19 protein-coding genes are annotated in these 21,293 nt (G+C 60.6%); 7 read left to right on the forward strand and 12 right to left on the reverse strand.

Features of this window, described 5'->3' with window-relative positions:
• Window positions 1–159 precede the first annotated feature (159 nt).
• A complete protein-coding gene (gene xopAW, locus AC3Y64_RS20760) occupies window positions 160–1,023 on the forward strand; it encodes a XopAW family type III secretion system calcium-binding effector (RefSeq protein ID WP_489985095.1) in 864 nt (287 codons plus the stop codon).
• Between the two features lie 625 nt (window positions 1,024–1,648).
• Here the strand turns inward: xopAW and AC3Y64_RS20765 are convergent.
• The 9 genes from AC3Y64_RS20765 to AC3Y64_RS20805 all read right to left on the reverse strand — a co-directional run bounded on the left by AC3Y64_RS20765 (window position 1,649) and on the right by AC3Y64_RS20805 (window position 9,638).
• Entirely contained in the window at window positions 1,649–2,689 is a 1,041-nt protein-coding gene (locus AC3Y64_RS20765) for an AI-2E family transporter (protein WP_489985096.1), read from the reverse strand.
• A gap of 69 nt (window positions 2,690–2,758) precedes the next feature.
• Window positions 2,759–3,565, reverse strand: coding sequence for a DUF4892 domain-containing protein (locus AC3Y64_RS20770; RefSeq protein WP_489985097.1), 807 nt, complete (start codon window positions 3,563–3,565; stop codon window positions 2,759–2,761).
• Between the two features lie 115 nt (window positions 3,566–3,680).
• Window positions 3,681–4,535 carry an alpha/beta hydrolase gene (locus tag AC3Y64_RS20775; RefSeq protein WP_489985098.1) on the reverse strand — a complete coding sequence of 285 codons (855 nt, stop codon included), beginning with the start codon at window positions 4,533–4,535 and terminating at the stop codon, window positions 3,681–3,683.
• Window positions 4,532–5,338: an alpha/beta fold hydrolase gene (locus tag AC3Y64_RS20780; RefSeq protein WP_489985099.1), complete on the reverse strand. Its 807-nt coding sequence runs from the start codon at window positions 5,336–5,338 to the stop codon at window positions 4,532–4,534. The genes AC3Y64_RS20775 and AC3Y64_RS20780 overlap by 4 nt, the downstream gene beginning before the upstream one ends.
• 120 nt (window positions 5,339–5,458) lie before the next feature.
• Window positions 5,459–5,902 carry a hotdog fold thioesterase gene (locus AC3Y64_RS20785; protein ID WP_158956378.1) on the reverse strand — a complete coding sequence of 148 codons (444 nt, stop codon included), beginning with the start codon at window positions 5,900–5,902 and terminating at the stop codon, window positions 5,459–5,461.
• A gap of 31 nt (window positions 5,903–5,933) precedes the next feature.
• The gene (locus AC3Y64_RS20790; protein ID WP_489985100.1) at window positions 5,934–7,589 is read right to left on the reverse strand and encodes an AMP-binding protein; all 1,656 of its coding nucleotides are present in this window, start codon (window positions 7,587–7,589) and stop codon (window positions 5,934–5,936) included.
• Window positions 7,590–7,794: 205 nt separating this feature from the next.
• Entirely contained in the window at window positions 7,795–8,247 is a 453-nt protein-coding gene (gene sixA, locus AC3Y64_RS20795) for a phosphohistidine phosphatase SixA (protein ID WP_489985101.1), read from the reverse strand.
• Entirely contained in the window at window positions 8,244–8,591 is a 348-nt protein-coding gene (locus AC3Y64_RS20800) for a DUF4389 domain-containing protein (RefSeq protein WP_158954405.1), read from the reverse strand. The genes sixA and AC3Y64_RS20800 overlap by 4 nt, the downstream gene beginning before the upstream one ends.
• A 21-nt stretch (window positions 8,592–8,612) precedes the next feature.
• Window positions 8,613–9,638, reverse strand: coding sequence for an NAD(P)H-dependent glycerol-3-phosphate dehydrogenase (locus tag AC3Y64_RS20805; RefSeq protein ID WP_489985102.1), 1,026 nt, complete (start codon window positions 9,636–9,638; stop codon window positions 8,613–8,615).
• Between the two features lie 196 nt (window positions 9,639–9,834).
• Between AC3Y64_RS20805 and AC3Y64_RS20810 the strand changes: the two genes are divergently transcribed.
• The 6 genes from AC3Y64_RS20810 to AC3Y64_RS20835 all read left to right on the forward strand — a co-directional run bounded on the left by AC3Y64_RS20810 (window position 9,835) and on the right by AC3Y64_RS20835 (window position 17,367).
• Window positions 9,835–11,958 carry a TonB-dependent receptor plug domain-containing protein gene (locus tag AC3Y64_RS20810; RefSeq protein WP_489985103.1) on the forward strand — a complete coding sequence of 708 codons (2,124 nt, stop codon included), beginning with the start codon at window positions 9,835–9,837 and terminating at the stop codon, window positions 11,956–11,958.
• Window position 11,959: 1 nt separating this feature from the next.
• Window positions 11,960–12,892 carry an ABC transporter substrate-binding protein gene (locus AC3Y64_RS20815; protein WP_489985104.1) on the forward strand — a complete coding sequence of 311 codons (933 nt, stop codon included), beginning with the start codon at window positions 11,960–11,962 and terminating at the stop codon, window positions 12,890–12,892.
• On the forward strand, window positions 12,889–14,793 hold the full coding sequence (locus AC3Y64_RS20820) for an ATP-binding protein (RefSeq protein ID WP_489985105.1): 1,905 nt from the start codon (window positions 12,889–12,891) through the stop codon (window positions 14,791–14,793). The genes AC3Y64_RS20815 and AC3Y64_RS20820 overlap by 4 nt, the downstream gene beginning before the upstream one ends.
• Window positions 14,794–15,040: 247 nt before the next feature.
• Complete coding sequence (fabA, locus tag AC3Y64_RS20825) at window positions 15,041–15,556, forward strand: 3-hydroxyacyl-[acyl-carrier-protein] dehydratase FabA (protein WP_003227150.1); 516 nt, start codon at window positions 15,041–15,043, stop codon at window positions 15,554–15,556.
• 11 nt (window positions 15,557–15,567) lie between these two features.
• Window positions 15,568–16,788 (forward strand): beta-ketoacyl-ACP synthase I, encoded by a 1,221-nt coding sequence (fabB, locus tag AC3Y64_RS20830; RefSeq protein WP_158954413.1) that lies wholly within the window; start codon window positions 15,568–15,570, stop codon window positions 16,786–16,788.
• Window positions 16,789–17,178: 390 nt separating this feature from the next.
• The gene (locus tag AC3Y64_RS20835; RefSeq protein ID WP_007917473.1) at window positions 17,179–17,367 is read left to right on the forward strand and encodes a hypothetical protein; all 189 of its coding nucleotides are present in this window, start codon (window positions 17,179–17,181) and stop codon (window positions 17,365–17,367) included.
• A 70-nt stretch (window positions 17,368–17,437) separates the two neighbouring features.
• Here the strand turns inward: AC3Y64_RS20835 and AC3Y64_RS20840 are convergent, their stop codons facing one another.
• The 3 genes from AC3Y64_RS20840 to relA form a co-directional block, all read right to left on the reverse strand.
• Window positions 17,438–17,980 (reverse strand): DUF2058 domain-containing protein, encoded by a 543-nt coding sequence (locus AC3Y64_RS20840; protein ID WP_489985106.1) that lies wholly within the window; start codon window positions 17,978–17,980, stop codon window positions 17,438–17,440.
• A 25-nt stretch (window positions 17,981–18,005) separates the two neighbouring features.
• On the reverse strand, window positions 18,006–18,839 hold the full coding sequence (gene mazG, locus AC3Y64_RS20845; RefSeq protein WP_489988011.1) for a nucleoside triphosphate pyrophosphohydrolase: 834 nt from the start codon (window positions 18,837–18,839) through the stop codon (window positions 18,006–18,008).
• A gap of 130 nt (window positions 18,840–18,969) precedes the next feature.
• Entirely contained in the window at window positions 18,970–21,213 is a 2,244-nt protein-coding gene (gene relA / locus AC3Y64_RS20850) for a GTP diphosphokinase (protein WP_064391594.1), read from the reverse strand.
• Window positions 21,214–21,293 lie beyond the last annotated feature (80 nt).

The following is a 21,293-nucleotide window of genomic DNA, read 5'->3' on the forward strand; positions in this document are numbered from 1 at the left end:
ACACCGCTATCGCGAGCAGGCTCACTCCTACAGGGGGTTGCGGTGTGTTTTCAATCTGTGTACCACCCGGTACAAACCTCACATACCCCCGACACCTTGCGCCCTGACGCTGCATAAGCCGGTACACCCACCGGTTTTCCAGTCCAAGGAGTGAGCCCGATGATCGGTAGCGTCAGCAACTACACGAGCTATACCAGCACCAGCACCACCGCCACCCAGAACGCACGCAGCACGCAACTGCAAAAGGAACTGTTCGCCAAACTCGACAGCAATGCCGACGGCGCGGTGGATCAGGACGAACTGCAAAGCGCCCTGTCGCAGAAATCCGACGATGGCTTGCTGGTCAGTCTGAGCAAGCAGTTCGGTGATCTCGACAGCGACGCCAGCGGCAGCCTCAGCGCCGACGAAATGACCGCCATGGCGCCCCCTCCGCCACCCCCACAAGATCAAGCGCCGAACACCGAACTCGCCGACGCCCTGATCAGCGCCCTCGACACCGACGGCGACGGCGCCATCAGCAGCGACGAACTGAGCAGCGGCTTGACCAGCGCCGGCAGCACCGCCGACAGCACTGAAATCTTCTCCGCCCTCGACAAGAACAAGGACGGCACCGTCAGCCAGGACGAACTCACTGCCAGCCTGACCCCACCGCCACCGCCTCCGCCGCCGGTGAACAGCGACGAACTGTTCAGCCAACTCGATGCAGACGGCGACGGCAGCGTGACCGCGACCGAGCTCAGCAGCGCATTGCAAGCCAGTGCCAGCACAACCTCAACCTCAACCACCAGCACTGACACCAGCGCAGCACTGCTCAAGGTTCTGGACAGCGACAGCAGCGGCGGCGTCAGCAGCGATGAACTGAAAGCGGCTTTGCAGGCGGGGCGTGAACAACCGGATGACGAGCAAACCGCCTCGACCCAGAGCACGACTGAAGCGCTGAACCGCATGATTGCCAACTTGAGCAAACAGTACTCGCTGGAAAACACTGCGTCGGTGGGCAAGTATTTGAATGTGGCAACGTGAATTGATCGGGTGAGGAGTGATCGTTTCCAAGTGTTGGCCTTGGAGACGGTCACTTGAGTACATCCGAGAAAAACTGGCTGGCCGGAACGACCTCTTCGCGAGCAAGCTCGCTCCCACAGTTTGAACTGCATCCACCCGGCAGAGATTGGTCGACTGGCAGGGCGCCATCGCCAGCAGGGCTGGCTCCCACAGGGCGATTGCATGCAGTCAGCGAGAGATTGGTCGGCTTGCAATTTCGACCTGTGAACACCCCATGCGGCGCAGCCGCCCCACTCAACACAATGAACGCAAGCTCGAGTACCGCTTTTGATCTTAGAGCCCGTCGGCAGGCTTCGTTCCGGGATTGATCCGGGGGTGGGAGCGCAGCGACCGTTTGGCGCAGCCAAACACAGCGAGAGGAGGTGCAGCGAAGCAAACCGTAGGCGCTGCGCCCGGATCGATCCCGGAGCGAAGGAACCCCGAGCATTAGCGAGTGGGCCGAACGTCAGGGCAAAGCGTTTTGGTTACTTTTGGGCGTTTGCAAAAGTGACCCGCCGTAAGGGCGGAACCCTAATCAGCACCACCCACGGAAACGGATATTCACCCCAAACAACCTGCGCATGGTCGGCCCAAAGGCCGCCATGTCCTAAACCCGGGCCTGACTCTTACTCCAATCCGTCAACAAACTATAAGCCACCGCCAACAGCGTAGGCCCGATAAACAACCCGATAAACCCAAACGCAATCAACCCGCCAAACACCCCGAGCAACACGATCACCAACGGCAAATTGCCGCCACGACTGATCAGATACGGTTTGAGCACGTTGTCCACGCCACTGATGATGAACGTCCCCCAGATCCCGAGAAACACCGCCATCCCGTACTCACCCTTCCACGCTAGCCAAGCCGTCGCAGGCACCCACACCAACGGCGGCCCCATCGGAATCAGGCTGAGCAAAAACGTCACAATCCCGAGCACCAGAGCCCCCGGAACCCCGGCAATCAAAAACCCGATCAACGCCAGAATCGCCTGCGCCGCCGCCGTCCCGATCACGCCGTTGACCACCCGCTGCACCGTACCGGCGACCAGTTCGATGTAATAGCCGGCGCGATCACCGATCAGGCGCTCCAATAGACTGTGCACAAACGCCGCCAGCCGGGGCCCGTCGCGGTAGAAAAAGAACACAAAGACAATGCTCAGCGTCAGCTCGAGAATCCCGCCGCCAATCTGCGCACTGCGCGCCAGCAACCAGTTGCCGACCTGCCCCAGATAAGGTTTGACCGAGACCATCAGCGCCGCGCCCTGCTGATCGATACTGTTCCAGATCCCCACCAGCCGGTCGCCCACCAACGGCACACCGCCCAGCCAGACCGGCGCCTCCGGTAAACCGTCGACCTGCACGTCCTTGATGAACGCCGTGGCATCACGCACATGATCCGCCAGGTTGAACCCCAGCCAGACCAGTGGCGCCGCCACCAGCAACATCCAGCCCAAGGTCAGAATGGCCGCCGCCAGCGATTCGCGGCCATTGAGCCAGCGGGTCAACAGACGCATCAGCGGCCAACTGGCGAACGCCAGCACCGCGCCCCAGAACAGCGCCGACCAGAACGGCGCCATCACCCAAAGACTGGCACCGAACAGCACCAGCAAGAGGATCTGCACCAGCAGGCGATCGTTATTGAGCATGGAGGGTCTCGAAAAAGTCAGTCAGGCCAAGAGTAGGCGAACACGCCGTGCGTGCTCGCTCGCCACAGCTTATCGCAACAGGTCGATACGCAGGCCTTTACCCTCGACAGTGCCGGTTTCCATCCGCGCAGCGCGCACGCCCTGATTGATCAAGGCCTGACGCCAGGCCTCGGCCTTGGGCCCGGACACCGTGACGCGCAATGTCGTGTCGAGGTTGAGGCCACGGGAAATCAGACGCAGCCAGGTGTCATCCGGCTCATCGACTCGATCGGGGAAATCCAGCTCGCCGGTGCTTTTGAGCTGACGCAACAGGGTCGCCGAGGTCGGCAGCAACTCACCCAGCGGCGCAATTGCTTCGAATTGTTCAACATGCAGATAGGCTTTGCGATTGCCGCGAGTGATGCTGTACAGCGCCACCAGCGTGTTGTCTCGCGGCGCTGCCAGCCTCAACAGCAGATAGGCCTGTTGCTCGTCAGCACCGTACAGCTTGGAGTTGCCGAATACCTCGTTGGCCCACAAGCTGCTTTCACCACAATCACGGGCCTGGCACCAGAACAGCAACTCGGCGTCCTGCTTCTGCAAGGCCTCGCGGGCGGCGGTGAACGCTTCGGTGGCGGAGTGTTCCGGGGGTAACTCGTAGGTCACCGAGGTGGTTTCACCCCGCGCGGTCACCTGACCGTCGAAACGCAACTGGCCGCTGATCTTGCGGATCGAGCCCAGCGGATAGATCCGCTCCAGCTCGGCCGGCGGGCGATAGTCGACGATTTGCGCATCGGCCAGCCGTGGCACGATCTGCAGATCGTGACTGCCCGGCACATCGGCGGCGAAAGAAACGGAACTGAAACAGCACAGTGCCAACAGACTGAGTGACCGCATAGTCAGGCTCATCGGATCGGCATGACTGTGTGATTCGGGGTCGCAGCGGTATAAAGATCCATCGTGGTTGTCTCCCATTTCAACCCGCCCAGCCTCGACAGTTGCCCACGGCAAGTCAAGGAATGGCGAAGAACCGATTGAAACAGTCTGCGACAAGACCCGCGCCCGACTCATCGTTCAGGTGCAGATGGTGCCCGCCCGGCAGCTGTTCCCGGCTAAAGGGTAGACGCTCCAGCAGCTCCGGGTGCTTGGCCAGCATGCCATCTGCCGCAACCACCAGATGCGCCGGGCAACTCATGCGGAGGGCAAAAGCCATTGCCTGCTCCTGGGTCAGGCGCAGCGGCGACGGCAAAGTCAGGCGATTATCCGTGCGCCAGGTGTAGCCGCCCGGCACTGGCATCAAACCGCGTTGCGCGAGCAATTCGGCGGCTTCGCGACTGACCGCCACCAGACCTTTCATCCGCGCTTCGATGGCGCGGTCGAGGGTGTTGTAGACCGGTTTGCGCTTCTCGCGCAGATCCAGTTGCGCTTGCAGGGCCATGCCCATGCGCTCGGCTGCGTTTTCGCCTTTGTCTGTAGGAGGAATCACGCCGTCGATCAGCGCCAAATGGCTGATGCGCTCCGGCATCGAGCCGGCCAACACCATGGAAACAATCGCGCCCATCGAATGCCCGAGCAGGCCGAAACGTTTCCAGCCCAGTTGTTCGGCAACTTGCAATACATCATGGGCGTAGTCCCACAGCGCATAACCGGCGCCATTCGGTCGATGCCCGGAATGCCCGTGCCCGGCCATGTCCAGGGCAATGATGCGCAGGCCTTTGAGCTTGGGCGCCAGCCGGGCAAAGCTGTTGGCGTTGTCGAGCCAGCCATGCAAGGCAATCACCGGCACGCCGTCCTCGGGACCGAACAAATGCGCGGCCAACTCGATATGCGGCAGGCTCAGGCGCACTTCTTCGAAGGTCGGGCTCATGCGCAATCCTTGTCCTGGCGGTTTTCCCAACGAGTAAACAGCGTCTTCAGCAGGCGTGCGGTGTCTTGCGGACGCTCAAGCGGGAACATGTGTCCACCAGGCATGCTCAGCGCCTCGCCTTGGGCCAGACGCGAAACGAAACGAGTGTGATGGCGCATGACCACGCGGCTCTTGTGCCCGCGTACCACGGCCAGTGGCACTTGCAATTGTCCGGTGCGCCCGGGGCTGGTGTGGGGCACGCCGCGATAAATGCTGATTTCAGTCGCCGGATCGAAGCGCAGCCGCAGCTTGTCGCCGACCTGGTGCAGACCGTGTTGCAGATAGGCGTCGAAACATTCCGGATCGAAACCGCGAAACAGGGTTTTACCGGCGAAATAGCTGCGCGCACTGGCGAGATCGGCGAACTCTTCGCGGCGACCCAATGTGCGCCCGGCCGGGGTGAGTTTGTCGATGAAGCCAAAACGCTTGGCGGCGCGAATCACCCATTGATCGGTGCGGGTCAGCACCGGCGAATCGAGCATCACCACGCCGCGATACAGCTCAGGGCAACGCAGCGCCGCGTGCAGATGCAGCACGCCACCGAAGGAATGGCCGACACCCCACACCGGTTGATCCTGCTGCTGCAAATGGTGGATCAGCTCATCAACCAGGTTGTACCAGTTGTCATCCGCCGGGAAACGCGGGTCGTGGGCATGCTGCTCCAGATGCGCGACCCGGTATTCCGGCGCCAGCGCCGCGAACAACTTGCCATAGGTGCCCGAGGGAAACCCGTTGGCGTGGGCGAAAAAGATCGGTTGCGACATACCGGTAAATCCATGAGCGGGAAACGTGGCGTTGATTGTCCGTAAGACCGCGTCCTACAGCAATGACCGTAACTGCCAGGAATGATGACAGTCAGGTCAAAGCTATGGGCAGATCGGCGATCAACGCGCCGGCGGTTGCTCACCCAACGGCACCACGGCCATGGTCAATCGCGACACGCAACTGGCCTTGCCTTCGTCACTGGTCAAGCGGATATCCCATACGTGAGTCGTGCGGCCGATATGGATCGGTCTGGCCACCGCCGTCACCCGCCCACTGCGCAAGCCACGCAAATGGTTGGCGTTGATCTCCAGCCCCACGCAATAAAACTTGCTGGCGTCGATGCACAGGTAGCTGGCCATCGAGCCGACGGACTCCGCCAGCACCACCGACGCACCGCCATGCAGCAAACCATAAGGCTGGTGGGTGCGATGGTCGATGACCATGCTCGCGGTCAGCGATTCTTCGTCGAAGGATTCGAAGCGGATGTCGAGCACTTCGCCGATGGTGTTTTTCTGGATCGCGTTCAACTGCTCGATGTCGGGAGTGGTACGCCACAAGCTCATCGCAGACTTCCTTTGTTGTTGTAGTGGTCGCTCAATCCTGCCACAGCACCGCCTCGCTGCGCTCGCTCCATTCTTCGAAGCGCGCCCCGTAAGTGTCTTCGATGACGTTGCGCTTGATCTTCAGGGTCGGCGTGAGGAAGCCGTTCTCCACGGCCCAGCTGTCTTTGACCACCACCAGTCGGCGCAGGCGTTCGTGCTTGTCGAGCACGGCGTTGACGTCTTCGAGGAGTTTTTCCAGGCTCGAATGCAGACTCGCCCGGCCCTCCTCCTGATTGACCGTCGACAGCACACACAAGCCCAGCGGTGCACTCAAGCCGTCGCCGACCACACAGACCTGCTCGATCCGTGAATGCACGGCCAAGCGGTTTTCGATCGGCGCCGGGGCGACGTATTTGCCCTTGCTGGTCTTGAAGATTTCCTTGAGTCGGCCGGTCAGCCGCAGACGTCCGTCGGCGTCCTGCTCGCCCTTGTCCCCGGTGCGCAGAAAACCGTCCTCGGTGATGGTTTCGGCGGTTTTCTGTGGTTCCTTGAAATAGCCGAGCATGTTCGCCTGACTGCGCACCTGCACTTCACCCAACTCATCGATGCGCACCTCGACATCCGGGCACGGTTTGCCAATCCAGCCTTGTTTGTATTGGCCCGGCAGGCAAATGTGCGAGTAGCCGCAGCTCTCGGTCATGCCGTAGACCTCGAGCACATCGAGGCCGAGTTTCTGATACCAGGTCAGCAGGGTCTGTGGCACCGGCGCGGCGCCGGACAACGCCACGCGCAAGGCGTCCAGCCCCAGCCCGGCGAGGACTTTGTGCCCTACCCGCTTGCCAATGAACGGCAGGCCGAGCAGGAAATCCAGGCGTTTCGCCGGGATCTTGCTGTATACGCCCATCTGGAATTTGGTCCAGATCCGCGGCACGCCGAACATCGCGGTCGGCCGTGCGCGCTGCAAATCGGTGATGAAGGTCTCGAGGCTCTCGGCGAAGAAAACCGTCTGCCCGGTATAGATCGACGCCAGTTCCACGAACATGCGCTCGGCGACATGACACAGCGGCAGGTACGACAGCAACCGATCATTCTCATTGAGGCCGAACAGCTGCGTGCCGCGCGTCGTGGCGAAACCGAGGTTGGCAAAACTGTGCATCACGCCTTTTGGCAGCCCGGTGGTGCCGGAGGTGTAGATGATTGTTGCCAGTTGCTCAGCGGCAGGACGCGGATCGTCCTGGATGGGCGAACTGCGTTGCAGGTCTGCCCAGGTGAAATCGAATTCGCCGGGCGAATGCAGCGGCAGGCTGATGGTCGGCAGATTCGCTGGCACACCGCTGGACATGCCTGGCCAGTCATCGAGCTTGCCGATAAACGCCAGAACGCTTTCCGAGTGTGTCAGCACCTGTGCAACGGAGTCAGCGGTGAGGTTCGGATAGAGCGGCACCGAAACGTGCCCGGCCATCCAGATGGCCAAGTCGGCGATGATCCAGTGCGCGCAGTTTTTCGAGATCAGGGCGATGTGGCTGCCTTGCGGCAATTCGCGGGCGCGCAGCCAGTGCGCGGCGCAGCGGGCCTGATGGCCGACGTCGGCCCAGGTCAGCGTTTCGACCTGCCCGCCGCCAGTGGGCTGCACCAGAAAGCGCTGGCGCGGATGCCGGGCTTCACGTTCGTAAAACACGTCCAGCGGCAATCGGAATGCGGCAGACATGCGACTCGCTCCTGTTTTTTTGGTCTGGAGCAAGCGTAGTCAACCAAGCAAGTGCTTGGTTGGAAAATTCACACAAATAATTTCATGAGCCTTGAGGGCCTCATCGCTGGCAAGCCAGCTCCCACAGTTTCAGAGCCATTTTGCAATTCGAGTTCACAAAGTAACCTGTGGGAGCTGGCTTGCCAGCGATGAAGGCGCCTCGGTATCAGGGGTGCTTGAGGCTGTTAAGCGTCATCGAGCCAATCAGCAACTCAGGGCTTTCCAGTTCAGCCAGGCCGGCGGTGCTGACCCGCTCCGGCTGATGCCCGGCACCGTGCTGCAGATAGCTCAGCAGATTGCCCACCAACGGGTTGTGGCTGACCAGCAGCACGTTGCTCACCGACACCAGTTGATCGGTGACCTTGTCCGGGTCGACCTCCGGTGTCAGCCATTCGACCGTGCGAATCTCCGGTTCGAAGCCCAACGCTTCGCGCACAATCTGCGCGGTCTGCTGCGCCCGCAGATAAGGGCTGGCGTAGATCGCGGTGAGCGGCTGGCCGATCAAGTGGGCGGCGCTGCTCAGGGCTTCTTTGCGACCGTGATCGGTCAGCTCCCGCTCGGAGTCGGGGCACGAGCCGTAAGGCACCGCCTCACCGTGACGCAATACCCAGAGTTTCATAGCTTGGGTTCCTCATCTCGAACCGGATGCGGTGCAGGCGGCACAGCGTGTGGCGCTTCACCTTCCGGGGTACGCGGCGCAGGCCAGTCGGCGAACGGCCAAGGTTTCTGGTCGCTGTGAAAACTGCCGAAACGGCCGATCTGCGCCAGGAACTGGCTCAGGCTGTCGCCGAAATTCATCAGGCTGGCGCTCGGGGCGCCATAGATCAAACGATAGATCAGTTGCACCAGCACCACCGCGCCGAGGATGAACTGGGCCACTTGCCAGACCAGCACGTAGACGATCATCCACAGCACCCGCAGGAGGATGGATTCGTACTTGGCTTCGGTTTTCGGTTCGTTCATGGCTTGCTGCTCCCGGCTCAATCAGTTGAAACCACTGGTGGAAATAAAGTCGACGTCGGTTTTTGGCTCGGCACGCATCAGTAGACCGATCACCTGCTCCAGCGTGCGTCCTTCGAACAGGATCGCGTGCAGCCCGGCGACCAGTGGCATGTACACGCCAACTTCCTGGGATTTGGCCTTGAGCACTTTCAGAGTGTTGACCCCTTCGGCAACTTCGCCAAGACGCGACACCGCTTCGTCGAGGCTCAAGCCCTGACCAAGAGCAAAACCGACCTGATAGTTGCGGCTCTTCGGCGAAGAGCAGGTGACGATCAAATCACCGACGCCGGCCAGACCGAGGAAAGTCATTGGGTTGGCGCCCTGATTCACCGCAAACCGGGTCATCTCCGCGAGTGCGCGGGTGATCAGCATGCTCTTGGTGTTCTCGCCCATCTCCAGCGCCACGGCCATGCCGGCGATGATTGCGTAGACGTTTTTCAACGCCCCGCCCAGCTCGACGCCGAAGCGGTCGGCACTGGCGTAGACGCGGAAGGTGCGCCCGTGCAGCGCGGCTTGCACCTGCTTGCACAGTTCTTCGTCTTCGCTGGCGACCACGGTCGCGGTCAGCGCATGTTCGGCGATCTCACGCGCCAGATTCGGCCCGGACAACACGCCAATACGCGCTCGCGGGGCGATCTCTTCGAGGATCTGGCTCATCAGCTTGAAGGTGTGCGCTTCGATGCCTTTGGTCAGGCTGACCAGCATCTTGCCGCTCAAGCGCTCGGCGTGGGCAGCGAGCACCGTGCGCAGCGCGCTGGACGGCAGCGCGACAAAGCACAAATCACAGGCGTCGAGGGTGGCCTGCAGGTCAGTGACCGCAGTCACGCCCGGCAGAATCTTGATGCCTTTGAGGTAACGCGGGTTTTCGCGATTGACCCGGATGGCCTCGGCCTGTTCGGGGTCACGCATCCACTGCAGGACTTGATGGCCGTTCTCGGCCAAAAGGTTGGCCACGGCGGTACCAAAACTTCCGCCTCCCAGGACCGCAATCGGGCGCTGTTCAGTCATATGCAATCCGTTAATCCATACCAGTGGCGATGCCGGCATTATACGGGGCGACCCGGTCGCGGCCAGCCCCAGCAACAATTACCGACACTTGTAGGAAGAAGACCAATAAAACCTAGGAAAATGCCTGCAACGTGACTGGAAAAGTCGCTGCCCTCGGTTAACATGCGCGCCAATTCTTTTCTCTTTAGGCTGCGTTGTGCTTTTTGGCCCTCCCTCACCGCGCTCGTCATTGCTGCTGGCGCTGCTGTTCAGCCCGGCGTTGCTGGCGGACGACCTGTTTGTCGACAGCGAAGCGCTGCCGCAGGTGCTGACGGCCACGCGCCTGAAACAGACGCCGGCGGAAGTACCGGGGAGCATGACCGTTCTCGACAGCGCGCTGATCCACGCCAGCGGCGCCCGCGACATCAGCGAATTGCTGCGACTGGTGCCGGGCATGATGGTCGGCAACATCAACGGCAATCAGGCGGCGGTCAATTATCACGGCACCAATGCCACCGAAGCACGGCGCATGCAGGTTTTGATCGATGGCCGCTCGGTGTACCGCGCGGGTCTGGCCACGGTGGACTGGAGCGATATCCCCGTGGCGATGGAAGACATCGAGCGCATCGAAGTCTTTCGCGGGCCGAACACCGTCAGCTACGGCGCCAATGCACTGATGGCGGTGATCAACATCATCACCCGCCACCCGGCGGACAGCCACGGTACGCGGCTGAAATACACCCGTGGTCAGCGCAGCATCAATGACTTTTATGCCAGCCAGGGCACTGGCTGGGATGGCGGCGATCTGCGTTTGTCGCTGTCCGGCCAGGAAGACGATGGCTTCGACAGCGATCGCAGCGGCGCCGATTACCGCGACAGCCGTCGCCTGACCCGTTTCAATCTCGCCGTCAGCCACAGCCTCAGCGACGACCAGAGCCTCGACTGGCAGCTCAATGCGAAGGACGGCAGCAATCAGCGGCCCTACACCTACCGTCCGGTGTTCTCCGGGATTACCGATGCCGGTAACAATTCCGACGTGGTCGCCAAGGATTACGCCGGCTCGGTGCGCTGGAACCTCGACATCAATCCCGATCACAGCCTTTATATACAAGGTTCAGCGCAGCACTGGGATCGACAGCAGGTCTGGCGCGCCTGCGATGCCGAGGTGTCGTTCAGCCCCGAACTGACGCAGCTGTGGCAGCTCAACCCGAATTACACCGAACGCCTGGCGCGCAACATCACCCAGTTCACCGGTCCCGGCGCAGCACCGGGCACGCCGCAGGAAATGGCCCTGGCCAATCAGGTGCTCGATCAATGGCGCAATGGCGCCAGCCAGACCTTGTGCGGCGACATCGACCAGAGCGCCCGGGAATCGCGGTACGACCTCGAATTGCAGGACACCCTCAGCCTGTCCGACAGCCTGCGACTGGTCAGCGGCATGAACTATCGTTACGACCGCGCCAACTCCGAAACCTATTTCAACGGCACGCTGGACGACACCACGTGGCGCGCCTTCGGCCAACTGGAGTGGCGTGCCACCGAACACTGGCTGTTACAGGGCGGAGCGATGTTCGAAGACACGCAACTGATCGGCAGTTCGCTGACCCCGCGCTTCGCCGTCAACTATTTGATCAACCCTCGTCACGGCCTGCGCGCGGTGTATTCGGAGGCGATCCGTTCGCCGGACATGTTCGAGAACAACGTCAACTGGAGCTATCAGGTCAGCAACCTGCGGCCTTCGGCGTACGGCCAGTCGTCGGCGCGCTATTTCGTCAAGACCCGTGGCCCCGGCGATCTCGATCAGGAACACATGCGCTCGCGCGAGCTGGGCTACAACGGCTATTTCGCCGAGCTGGGTCTGGCCCTTGACGTAAAGCTGTTCTACGACGAAATCACCGGCATGATCAGCGAGCCGCTGCGCAACAATCAGTACATCGCCAGCAACGCCAACAGTTCACGCTTTCGCGGTACCGAAACCCAACTCGACTGGCGCGTGAGCCTGGCCGACCGCTTGCGTTTCACCTACGCCTTCGTCGACGCCGAGGCGAGCAACCCGCTGGATCAGCAGTTCACCTCGCGCAACAGCGGTTCGGCCGGGTGGCTGCGCGATTGGGGCCACGGCTGGAACAGCGCCCTCTTCTATTACGGCGACAACGCCCTCAACGGTTACCGCTTCGAACGGGTCGACACACGCATCGCCAAACGCATCCCGCTGGGCAAGGCTCAGTTGCAATTGGCCGGCGTCCTGCAACAGCGCCTCGACCATGAGCCGACCACCTTCGTCGACAACAATTACGACGAACGCCGGGTGATGTATTTCAGCGCCGAGCTGGAGTTCTAGGATGCGCTACGGGCAGTCACGGAAGATGCCAACCCTTGGCCACTGGCTGGCCGGAGTCTGTCTGTTTCTGACTGCATGGCTGCACGGAGTGGCCGTACAGGCCGCCGACATTCTGCTCACCGGCGCCGAGGAAAGCCCCGGCGTACAAGCATTCGTGCAAGCCCTCAGCGAATTGCGCCCGACCGATAACGTGCGCTTTCAGCCGCTGGCCAGCCTGCCGGCGCCGGGCAAACTGCCGGCCAGCCTGCGTTTGATTCTGCTGGATTTGCCGGCCCTCGACTGGCGCCTGCAGGATTCCCAAGGCCCGGCAACGCTCGTGCTGCGCATCAGCCGTTTGCAGGCCCGGCAGCGTTTCGGTGATGCCCAACCGGCGCGCCTGAGCCTGCTGTGGAGTGATCCGCCGCTGAGCCGGCAGTTGCAGCTGATCCGGCGGATATTGCCGCAGGCTCGGCGAATCGGCGTGCTGTTCGACGAGCACAGTGAGTTTCTGCTCAAAGAGCTGCATCAGGCCGCGCAGCCGCTGAATCTGGAAATCGTCAGCCAGCGCTGGGACAACACCCACGACAGCCGTCCTCTGCAAGCGGTGCTGAAAAACAGCGATGTGTTGCTCGGCCTCGATGATCCCGATCTGTACAACCCGAAGACCGCGAAAAACCTGCTGCTTAGCAGTTATTCACGGCAGGTGGCGCTGGTCGGACCGAACATTGCCTTCGTCCGTGCCGGCAGTCTGGCCAGCACCTACAGCGACCAGACCGACTGGTTGACGATCCTCGATCAATTGCTCGATCAGCCCACGGCAAGCTGGCCGCGAACGCTCTATCCCGCACACTTTAAAGTCTCAAGTAATGCGCAGGTCGCTCGTTCATTAGGCATCGAACCGCTGAATGAAGCCTCTGTCGCCGGCACGCTGGCCGAAGGAGAACGCCGCCCATGAGTTTTCGCCGCCGTTGGGACATCAACACCCGCACCCAGCTCATCAGCCTGGGCCCGGCGCTGTTGCTGACGTTATTGTTGATCAGCTTCTTCACCTTTGTGCGCATCCAGGATTTGCGTCAGGAGCTGAATCACACCGGCCAATTGATCGCCAACCAACTGGCGCCGGCCACCGAGTACGGGGTGATTTCCGGCAACAACGAAGTGCTGGAAAGTTTGCTCAAAGCCACACTCGCCACGCCCAACGTGCGTTTTCTGGAAGTGCAGGACAGCGCCAACCGGATTCTGGTCTACGTCGAACAACCGGCCGCCAGCCACAACCGTCCGCATCAGGTAGAAGTGTTTCAGGCACCGGTGCGGCTGCAGAAAATCGCCCTGCACAATGATTTTTTCCAGGATGGCAAAGGCAGTAATAACGGCGCCAGTGAGGATTACCTCGGACGGGTGATCGTCGGTCTGTCCAACGATGCCTTCAGTCAGCGCCAACAGGAAATCCTGCTCAAGGCCGGGATTCTGGCGTTGTTCGCCCTGCTCTTCACCTTTGTTCTGGCGCGGCGTCTGGCCGGCAGCCTGTCGCAGCCGATCCGCGATATCGGCGATGCAGTCAAGGCGATTCAGGATGGCGACTACAAAACCCCACTGCCGATTGTCGATGACACCGAACTCGGCGCGCTGTCGCAGCACATCAACAACCTTGCCCAGGCACTCGAACAAGCCAGCCGCGAGCAGCATCAGGCGATGGCGCAACTGATCCAGACCCGCGAGGAAGCGGAAAAGGCCAACAACGCCAAATCCGATTTCCTGGCGATGATGAGCCACGAGTTACGCACGCCCATGAACGGCGTGCTCGGCATGCTGCAATTGCTCGAAACCACCGAGATGACCGAGGAGCAGATCGAGTACGCCGCCCTCGCCTCGGAATCCACCGAGCACCTGTTGAAAGTCATCAACGACATCCTCGACTTCTCGCGGATCGAGCGTTCGGAGCTTGAGCTGGAGCACATTCCGTTCAACCTCGCCGAGTTGATCGGCGCCTGCGCGCAGTCGTTCCAGCACAGCGCGGTGCAACGAGGGCTGGCGCTGAACTTGCGCATCCCGGATGACATGCGCGGTTTGCAGGTACAGGGCGATCCAACGCGGATCCGGCAGATTCTGGTTAACCTGGTCGGCAACGCGCTGAAGTTCACCGAGCAGGGTCGGGTCAGCATCGAGGCGCAGTGGCAGTCGCTGGATCACGAATTGCTGTGGTTTACCTGCTCGGTGCGCGACAGCGGTATTGGTATTTCCTCCGAGAGTCTGGAGCTGATGTTCAATGCCTTCCAGCAGGCCGACAGTTCGATTTCGCGGCGCTATGGGGGCACCGGCCTCGGTTTGCCGATCGCCCGCACTCTCGCCGAACGCATGGGCGGCACATTGCGTGCGCAGAGCGAAGAAGGTCGCGGCTCGGTGTTCACCCTGGAGATTCCGCTGGCACTCTATAAGCAGGCCATGCCAGCACTGGCCGCGCCACGTGCATTCAATGGCAATGGCCATGGAGAAGGACGCAATGTCTTGCTGGTCGAAGACAACCCGGTCAACCAGACCGTTATCGAGGCGATGCTGCGCAGTCTGGGCTTTACTGTCAGTGTGGCCACCGATGGCGCGCAAGCGGTGCGCAGTGCCGAGGGCGCTGAATTTGAAGCGATTTTGATGGACTGCCGTTTGCCGATCATCGACGGTTACGAAGCGACCCGGCAGATCCGCCGTTTACCTGGACGCGTGGACGTGCCGATCATCGCACTGACGGCCAACGCCTTGCAGGGCGACCGCGAAACCTGCCTGGCGGCCGGCATGAACGATTATTTGGCGAAGCCGTTCAAACGCAATGACCTACAGCAGATTCTGCAGCGCTGGGTGCAGTAGTGACGGCTTTTCGACCATCTGTGACTGGCGTGAACAGCGAAAGTGCGGCAGTCTTAGGCACCCGAACGGGCCTCAAAAGGGGCTTGATTAAAAATTTCAGTGCACAAGTGTACATTCATGTCCTTGGTGCTGTGACTTTCACCACAACGCAATAGTCTATGAGTAGGCTGCCGGTTCGAGGCATGAACGCTTCGAACGGTCGGGAAGATTTGCCCCACCTGCCGCATGGGATTATTGAGGAGCTCGCATGACCAAACAAAACGCCTTTACTCGGGAAGATCTGCTGCGCTGCAGTCGCGGTGAGCTGTTCGGCCCAGGTAACGCGCAACTGCCCGCCCCGAACATGCTGATGGTCGATCGCATCACCCTGATCAGCGAAGAAGGTGGCAAGTACGGCAAAGGTGAATTGGTCGCCGAGCTGGATATCAACCCTGACCTGTGGTTCTTCGCATGCCACTTCGAAGGCGATCCGGTGATGCCGGGCTGCCTGGGTCTGGACGCCATGTGGCAATTGGTCGGCTTCTTCCTGGGCTGGCAAGGCCTGCCGGGCCGTGGCCGTGCGCTGGGTTCGGGCGAAGTGAAGTTCTTCGGTCAGGTACTGCCGACCGCCAAGAAAGTCACCTACAACATTCATATCAAACGCGTCCTCAAGGGCAAGCTGAACCTGGCCATTGCCGATGGTTCGGTGACTGTCGACGGTCGCGAAATCTACACCGCCGAAGGCCTTCGCGTCGGCGTGTTCACCTCCACTGACAACTTCTAAGGGTTATTCGCATGCGCCGCGTCGTTATCACTGGTCTGGGCATCGTTTCGTGCCTGGGCAATGACAAAGAGACCGTCTCCGCTAACCTGCGTGCAAGCCGCCCTGGCATCCGGTTCAACCCGGAATACAAGGAAATGGGTCTGCGCAGCCAGGTTTCCGGCTCCATCGACCTCAACCTTGAAGAACTGATCGACCGCAAGATCTTTCGCTTCGTCGGTCACGCGGCAGCTTATGCCTACCTGGCCATGGCTGACGCCATCAAGGACTCCGGCCTGACCGAAGAGCAAGTGTCCAACCCGCGTACCGGCCTGATCGCCGGCTCCGGCGGTGCTTCGACCCTGAACCAGATGGAAGCGCTGGACATCCTGCGCGAGAAAGGCGTGAAGCGCGTTGGCCCATACCGTGTAACGCGGACCATGAGCAGCACCGTTTCCGCTTGCCTGGCCACGCCGTTCAAGATCAAGGGCCTGAACTACTCCATCGCTTCTGCCTGCGCCACCAGTGCTCACTGCATCGGTACCGCCATGGAACAGATCCAGATGGGCAAGCAGGACATCGTTTTCGCCGGTGGCGGTGAAGAAGAGCACTGGAGCCAGTCGTTCCTGTTCGACGCCATGGGCGCTCTGTCCAGCAAGCGTAACGAAACTCCGGAACAAGCTTCCCGCGCCTACGACGCTGATCGTGACGGTTTCGTCATTGCTGGCGGTGGCGGTATGGTCGTGGTTGAAGAGCTGGAACACGCTCTGGCCCGTGGCGCCAAGATCTACGCCGAAATCGTTGGCTACGGCGCAACGTCCGACGGCTACGACATGGTTGCCCCAAGTGGCGAAGGCGCGATCCGCTGCATGCAGATGGCGATGTCCACCGTTGATACCCCGATCGACTACCTGAACACCCACGGCACTTCGACTCCGGTCGGCGACGTTGCGGAAATGAAAGGTGTGCGTGAAGTGTTCGGCGACAAGGCACCCGCGATCAGCTCGACCAAGAGCCTGTCCGGTCACTCCCTGGGCGCCGCCGGCGTTCACGAAGCGATCTACTGCATGCTGATGATGGAGGGCAACTTCATTGCCGGCTCCGCCAACATCGACGAGCTGGATCCTGCAGTGGCCGATCTGCCGGTGCTGACCAAGACCCGCGAGAACGCCACGATCAACACCGTGATGAGCAACAGCTTCGGCTTCGGCGGCACCAATGCCACGCTGGTACTGAAGCGCTGGGAAGGCAAGTAATTCCCCGCTGCTGAGCCACACATGAAAACGCCCCGACTGGTTCGGGGCGTTTTTTTTGCCTGCGGAAAATAGCAGGTACACCTCAAAACCCTGTGGGAGCTGGCTTGCCAGCGATAGCGGAGTATCAGGTAACAGAGATGTTTGCTGTGCCGACGTCATCGCTGGCAAGCCAGCTCCCACAGGGTTCCAAGGTGTTCTGGAGATGAAACTTCTGTCATGAAACTTTGCCCCCTGCGACTGAATGTCGCGGTTTCAGCGGGCCGCAGCACTGTTGCAAAAAACGCAACAACACATTGCACAAATCAGCCGTTTACTTAGCAAGCTAACAAAACATATAAAAGAGTCCTGCACACGCCTTGCTGCAGATAACTTGAGATTTGGAGCTAGCAGATGACTGTAAAAGTAACTGAACGCGACGATTCACACATGTCCCACGAAGGCGTAGCCGCCGGCATCCGTATCTGGGACGTGCACCAACAAGACTTGCTGGTCGGCATGTTTCATAACGAGATCGACGCCCACAACTACAAGGCCGAACTTGAAGTGCAAGAACAGCAGCGGGATCTGAAATCCGCCTGATGAAACCACAGCATTGAATACGACAAACCCCGCCATGAGCGGGGTTTGTCGTTGTTACCGCTTTATCGGTTTACCACATCAGATCATCAGGGATCTGATACGCCGCATACGGATCGTCCTCGGTGCTGACCTCTTCGGTCTGCACATTGAGCTGGACGATACGCTGCGGGTCGCGCTCCTGGATCTTCAGCGCCGCTTCACGGGGGATCACTTCATAGCCGCCGGCATGGTGCACGATCGCCAGCGAGCCGCTGCTGAGCTTGTTGCGCATCAGCGTGTTGACCGAGATGCGCTTGACCTTCTTGTCGTCGACGAAGTTGTAGTAGTCCTCGGTCGTCAGCTTCGGCAGTCGCGAGACTTCGATCAGTTGCTTGACCTGAGCAGCACGCGCCTTGGCTTCCACTTTTTCCTGCTGCTGACGGTTCAGCTCCTGATCGCGCTTGACCTTCTCGGCCATGGCTTCCTGAGCGGCGCGCTGCTGCGAATCATCCAGCTCGGCCTGACCTTTGTGGGCCAGACGCTGCTGCTTCTGCTTGTCTTTGCTGACCTGTTTGGCCTGCTTTTGGTTGACCAGGCCTGCTTTGAGCAACTGGTCGCGAAGGGAAATACTCATCGGGCTTACTCACTAGGGCAGTTGCTCAGCCGCAGCTGGGCGCATTCTTTTCCTGACGTTTGGCTTCACCCCACAGGGCGTCCAACTCTTCGAGGGTGCAATCTTCTATGGGACGGTGGGTGTCGCGCAATGCCTGTTCGATAAAACGGAAACGTCTTTCAAACTTGCTGTTGGCGCCACGCAGCGCGGTTTCCGGATCGACCTTCAGATGCCGGGCCAGATTGACCACGGAAAACAGCAGGTCGCCGATCTCGTCAGCCACCGCGACAGGATCGTTTTCGGACATGGCTTCGAGCACTTCATCGAGCTCTTCACGGACTTTGTCGAGCACCGGCAAGGCGTGCGGCCAGTCGAAACCGACCTGCCCTGCCCGCTTCTGCAATTTGGCCGAACGGGACAAGGCCGGCAGCGTAGCCGGCACGTCATCGAGCAGCGACAGTTGCTCGGGCGCGGCGGATTTCTCGGCGCGTTCTTCGGCCTTGATCTCTTCCCAACGCTGCTTGACCTGTTCTTCGCTCAAGCGCGGCACGTCGAGCGGCGCATACAGATCGCCCGTCGGGAACACATGAGGATGACGACGAATGAGTTTGCGGGTGATGCTGTCGATCACCCCGGCAAATTCAAAACGCCCGTCTTCCTTGGCCAACTGGCTGTAATAAACGACCTGAAACAGCAGATCGCCGAGCTCGCCCTGCAGGTGATCGAAGTCGCCACGCTCGATGGCGTCGGCCACTTCGTAGGCTTCTTCGAGGGTGTGCGGAACGATGGTCGCGTAGGTTTGCTTGATGTCCCACGGGCAACCGAACTGTGGATCGCGCAGACGATTCATCAAGTGGAGCAGGTCTTCAAGGCTGTACATCATTTCTCAGTCTCACCACAAAACCCTGTGGGAGCTGGCTTGCCAGCGATGCGGGCACCTCGGTGTTTCAAGACAGTCGAGGTGATGCAATCGCTGGCAAGCCAGCTCCCACAGTTGATCGGGTTGGTCATCACGGCGTACGGTTACGCCGCGTTTCGATGATGTTCGGCAACTGCGATATGCGTCCCAGCAACCGCCCCAGTGCGTCCAGACCCGGAATCTCGATGGTCAGGGACATCAACGCGGTGTTGTCCTCCTTGTTCGAGCGGGTGTTGACCGCCAGCACGTTGATCCGCTCGTTGAGCAGCACCTGCGAGACGTCGCGCAGCAGACCGGAACGGTCGTAGGCACGAATGATGATGTCCACCGGATAGGTGAGCACCGGCACCGGGCCCCAGCTGACCTGAATGATCCGCTCTGGCTCGCGCCCGCCCAGTTGCAGCACCGAGGCGCAATCCTGGCGGTGAATGCTCACGCCACGGCCTTGGGTTATGTAACCGACGATCGCATCGCCCGGCAGCGGCTGGCAGCAGCCGGCCATCTGCGTCATCAGGTTGCCAACGCCCTGAATCTGAATGTCGCCGCGCTTGCCCGGTTTGTAGCCGGTGGCTTTGCGCGGGATCAGTTCCAGCTGCTCGTTGCCGCGTTCCGGCTCGACCAGTTGCTGCGCGAGGTTGACCAGTTGTGCCAGACGCAAGTCGCCGGCACCGAGGGCAGCGAACATGTCTTCGGCGGTTTTCATGTTGGCCTTGTCGGCCAGCTTGTCGAAATCCACCGCAGGCAGGCCGAGGCGCGTCAGTTCGCGTTCGATCAGGGTTTTACCGGCGGCAACGTTCTGGTCGCGCGCCTGCAATTTGAACCAGTGAACGATTTTCGCCCGCGCCCGTGAGGTGGTGACGTAACCGAGGTTCGAATTCAGCCAGTCGCGACTCGGCGTACCGTGCTTGCTGGTGATGATCTCGACCTGCTCACCGGTCTGCAGGCTGTAGTTGAGCGGCACGATGCGCCCGTTGATCTTCGCGCCACGGCAGTTGTGACCGATTTCGGTGTGCACGCGGTAGGCGAAGTCCAGCGGCGTCGCGCCTTTCGGCAAGTCGATGGCGTGACCGTCGGGGGTGAAGATGTACACCCGATCCGGTTCGATATCGACGCGCAGCTGTTCAGCCAGTCCACCGATGTCGCCCAGCTCTTCGTGCCACTCGAGGACCTGACGCAGCCAGGAGATTTTCTCCTCGTAATGGTTTGAGCCGGATTTGACGTCGGTGCCTTTGTAGCGCCAGTGCGCGCAGACGCCGAGTTCGGCTTCTTCGTGCATCGAGTGCGTACGGATCTGCACCTCGAGAACTTTACCCTCAGGGCCGATCACCGCGGTGTGCAGCGAGCGGTAGCCGTTCTCTTTCGGGTTGGCAATGTAGTCGTCGAATTCTTTCGGGATGTGCCGCCACAAGGTGTGGACGATACCCAGCGCGGTGTAGCAGTCGCGCATCTCCGGCACCAGCACGCGCACGGCACGCACGTCGTAGATCTGGCTGAATTCCAGACCCTTGCGCTGCATTTTGCGCCAGATCGAATAGATGTGTTTGGCCCGGCCGCTGATGTCGGCGTCGACGCCGGTGGCCTGCAATTCGTCCTTGAGCTGGGTCATCACGTCGGCGATGAAACGCTCGCGATCCAGCCGTCGCTCGTGGAGCAACTTGGCGATCTGCTTGTATTGATCAGGCTCGAGATAACGGAAGGACAAGTCCTCCAGTTCCCATTTGATATGACCGATGCCGAGGCGGTGCGCGAGCGGCGCATAGATGTCGAAGACTTCGCGGGCGACGCGGTTACGCTTTTCATCGTCGGCGGTTTTCACCGCTCGGATGGCGCAGGTGCGTTCGGCGAGTTTGATCAGCGCGACACGCACGTCGTCGACCATCGCCACAAGCATCTTGCGCAGGTTTTCCACCTGCCCTTGCGTGCCCATGACCATCGACTGGCGCGGGCTGAGGCTGGCGCTGATCGCGGCCATGCGCTGCACGCCGTCGATCAGTTTGGCCACCACCGGGCCGAAGCGCTGGCCGATGGCCGCGAGTTCGATCTGACCTTCGCGTACGCCGCGATACAGGACCGCCGCGACCAGCGAATCCTGATCGAGCTTGAGGTCGGCGAGAATCTCGGCGATTTCCAGGCCGGTACTGAAACTGCCGGAGCCTTCGGCCCACAGATTCTTCTTGGCATTGGACTGTTGTTCGGCCTCGCGAGCGAACTCGCAGGCTTCTTTCAAGGCTTCGCGATCCAGTGCCAGATCGACACTGACCGCGTGATCGAGCCAAGCCTCGAGATTGATACTGCCGTCAGTGTTGATCGGCTGGTGTGCTCTCACCTGTACCATCTTGCTTTACCTTCCCTACGACGCAGATTCAATGCGTCAAATCGCTGACCTCTGCTGTCCGTTTGCGCTCGCGGGGCTAA

The sequence above is a fragment of the Pseudomonas sp. 4CAES_32.4 genome, assembly GCF_058136335.1.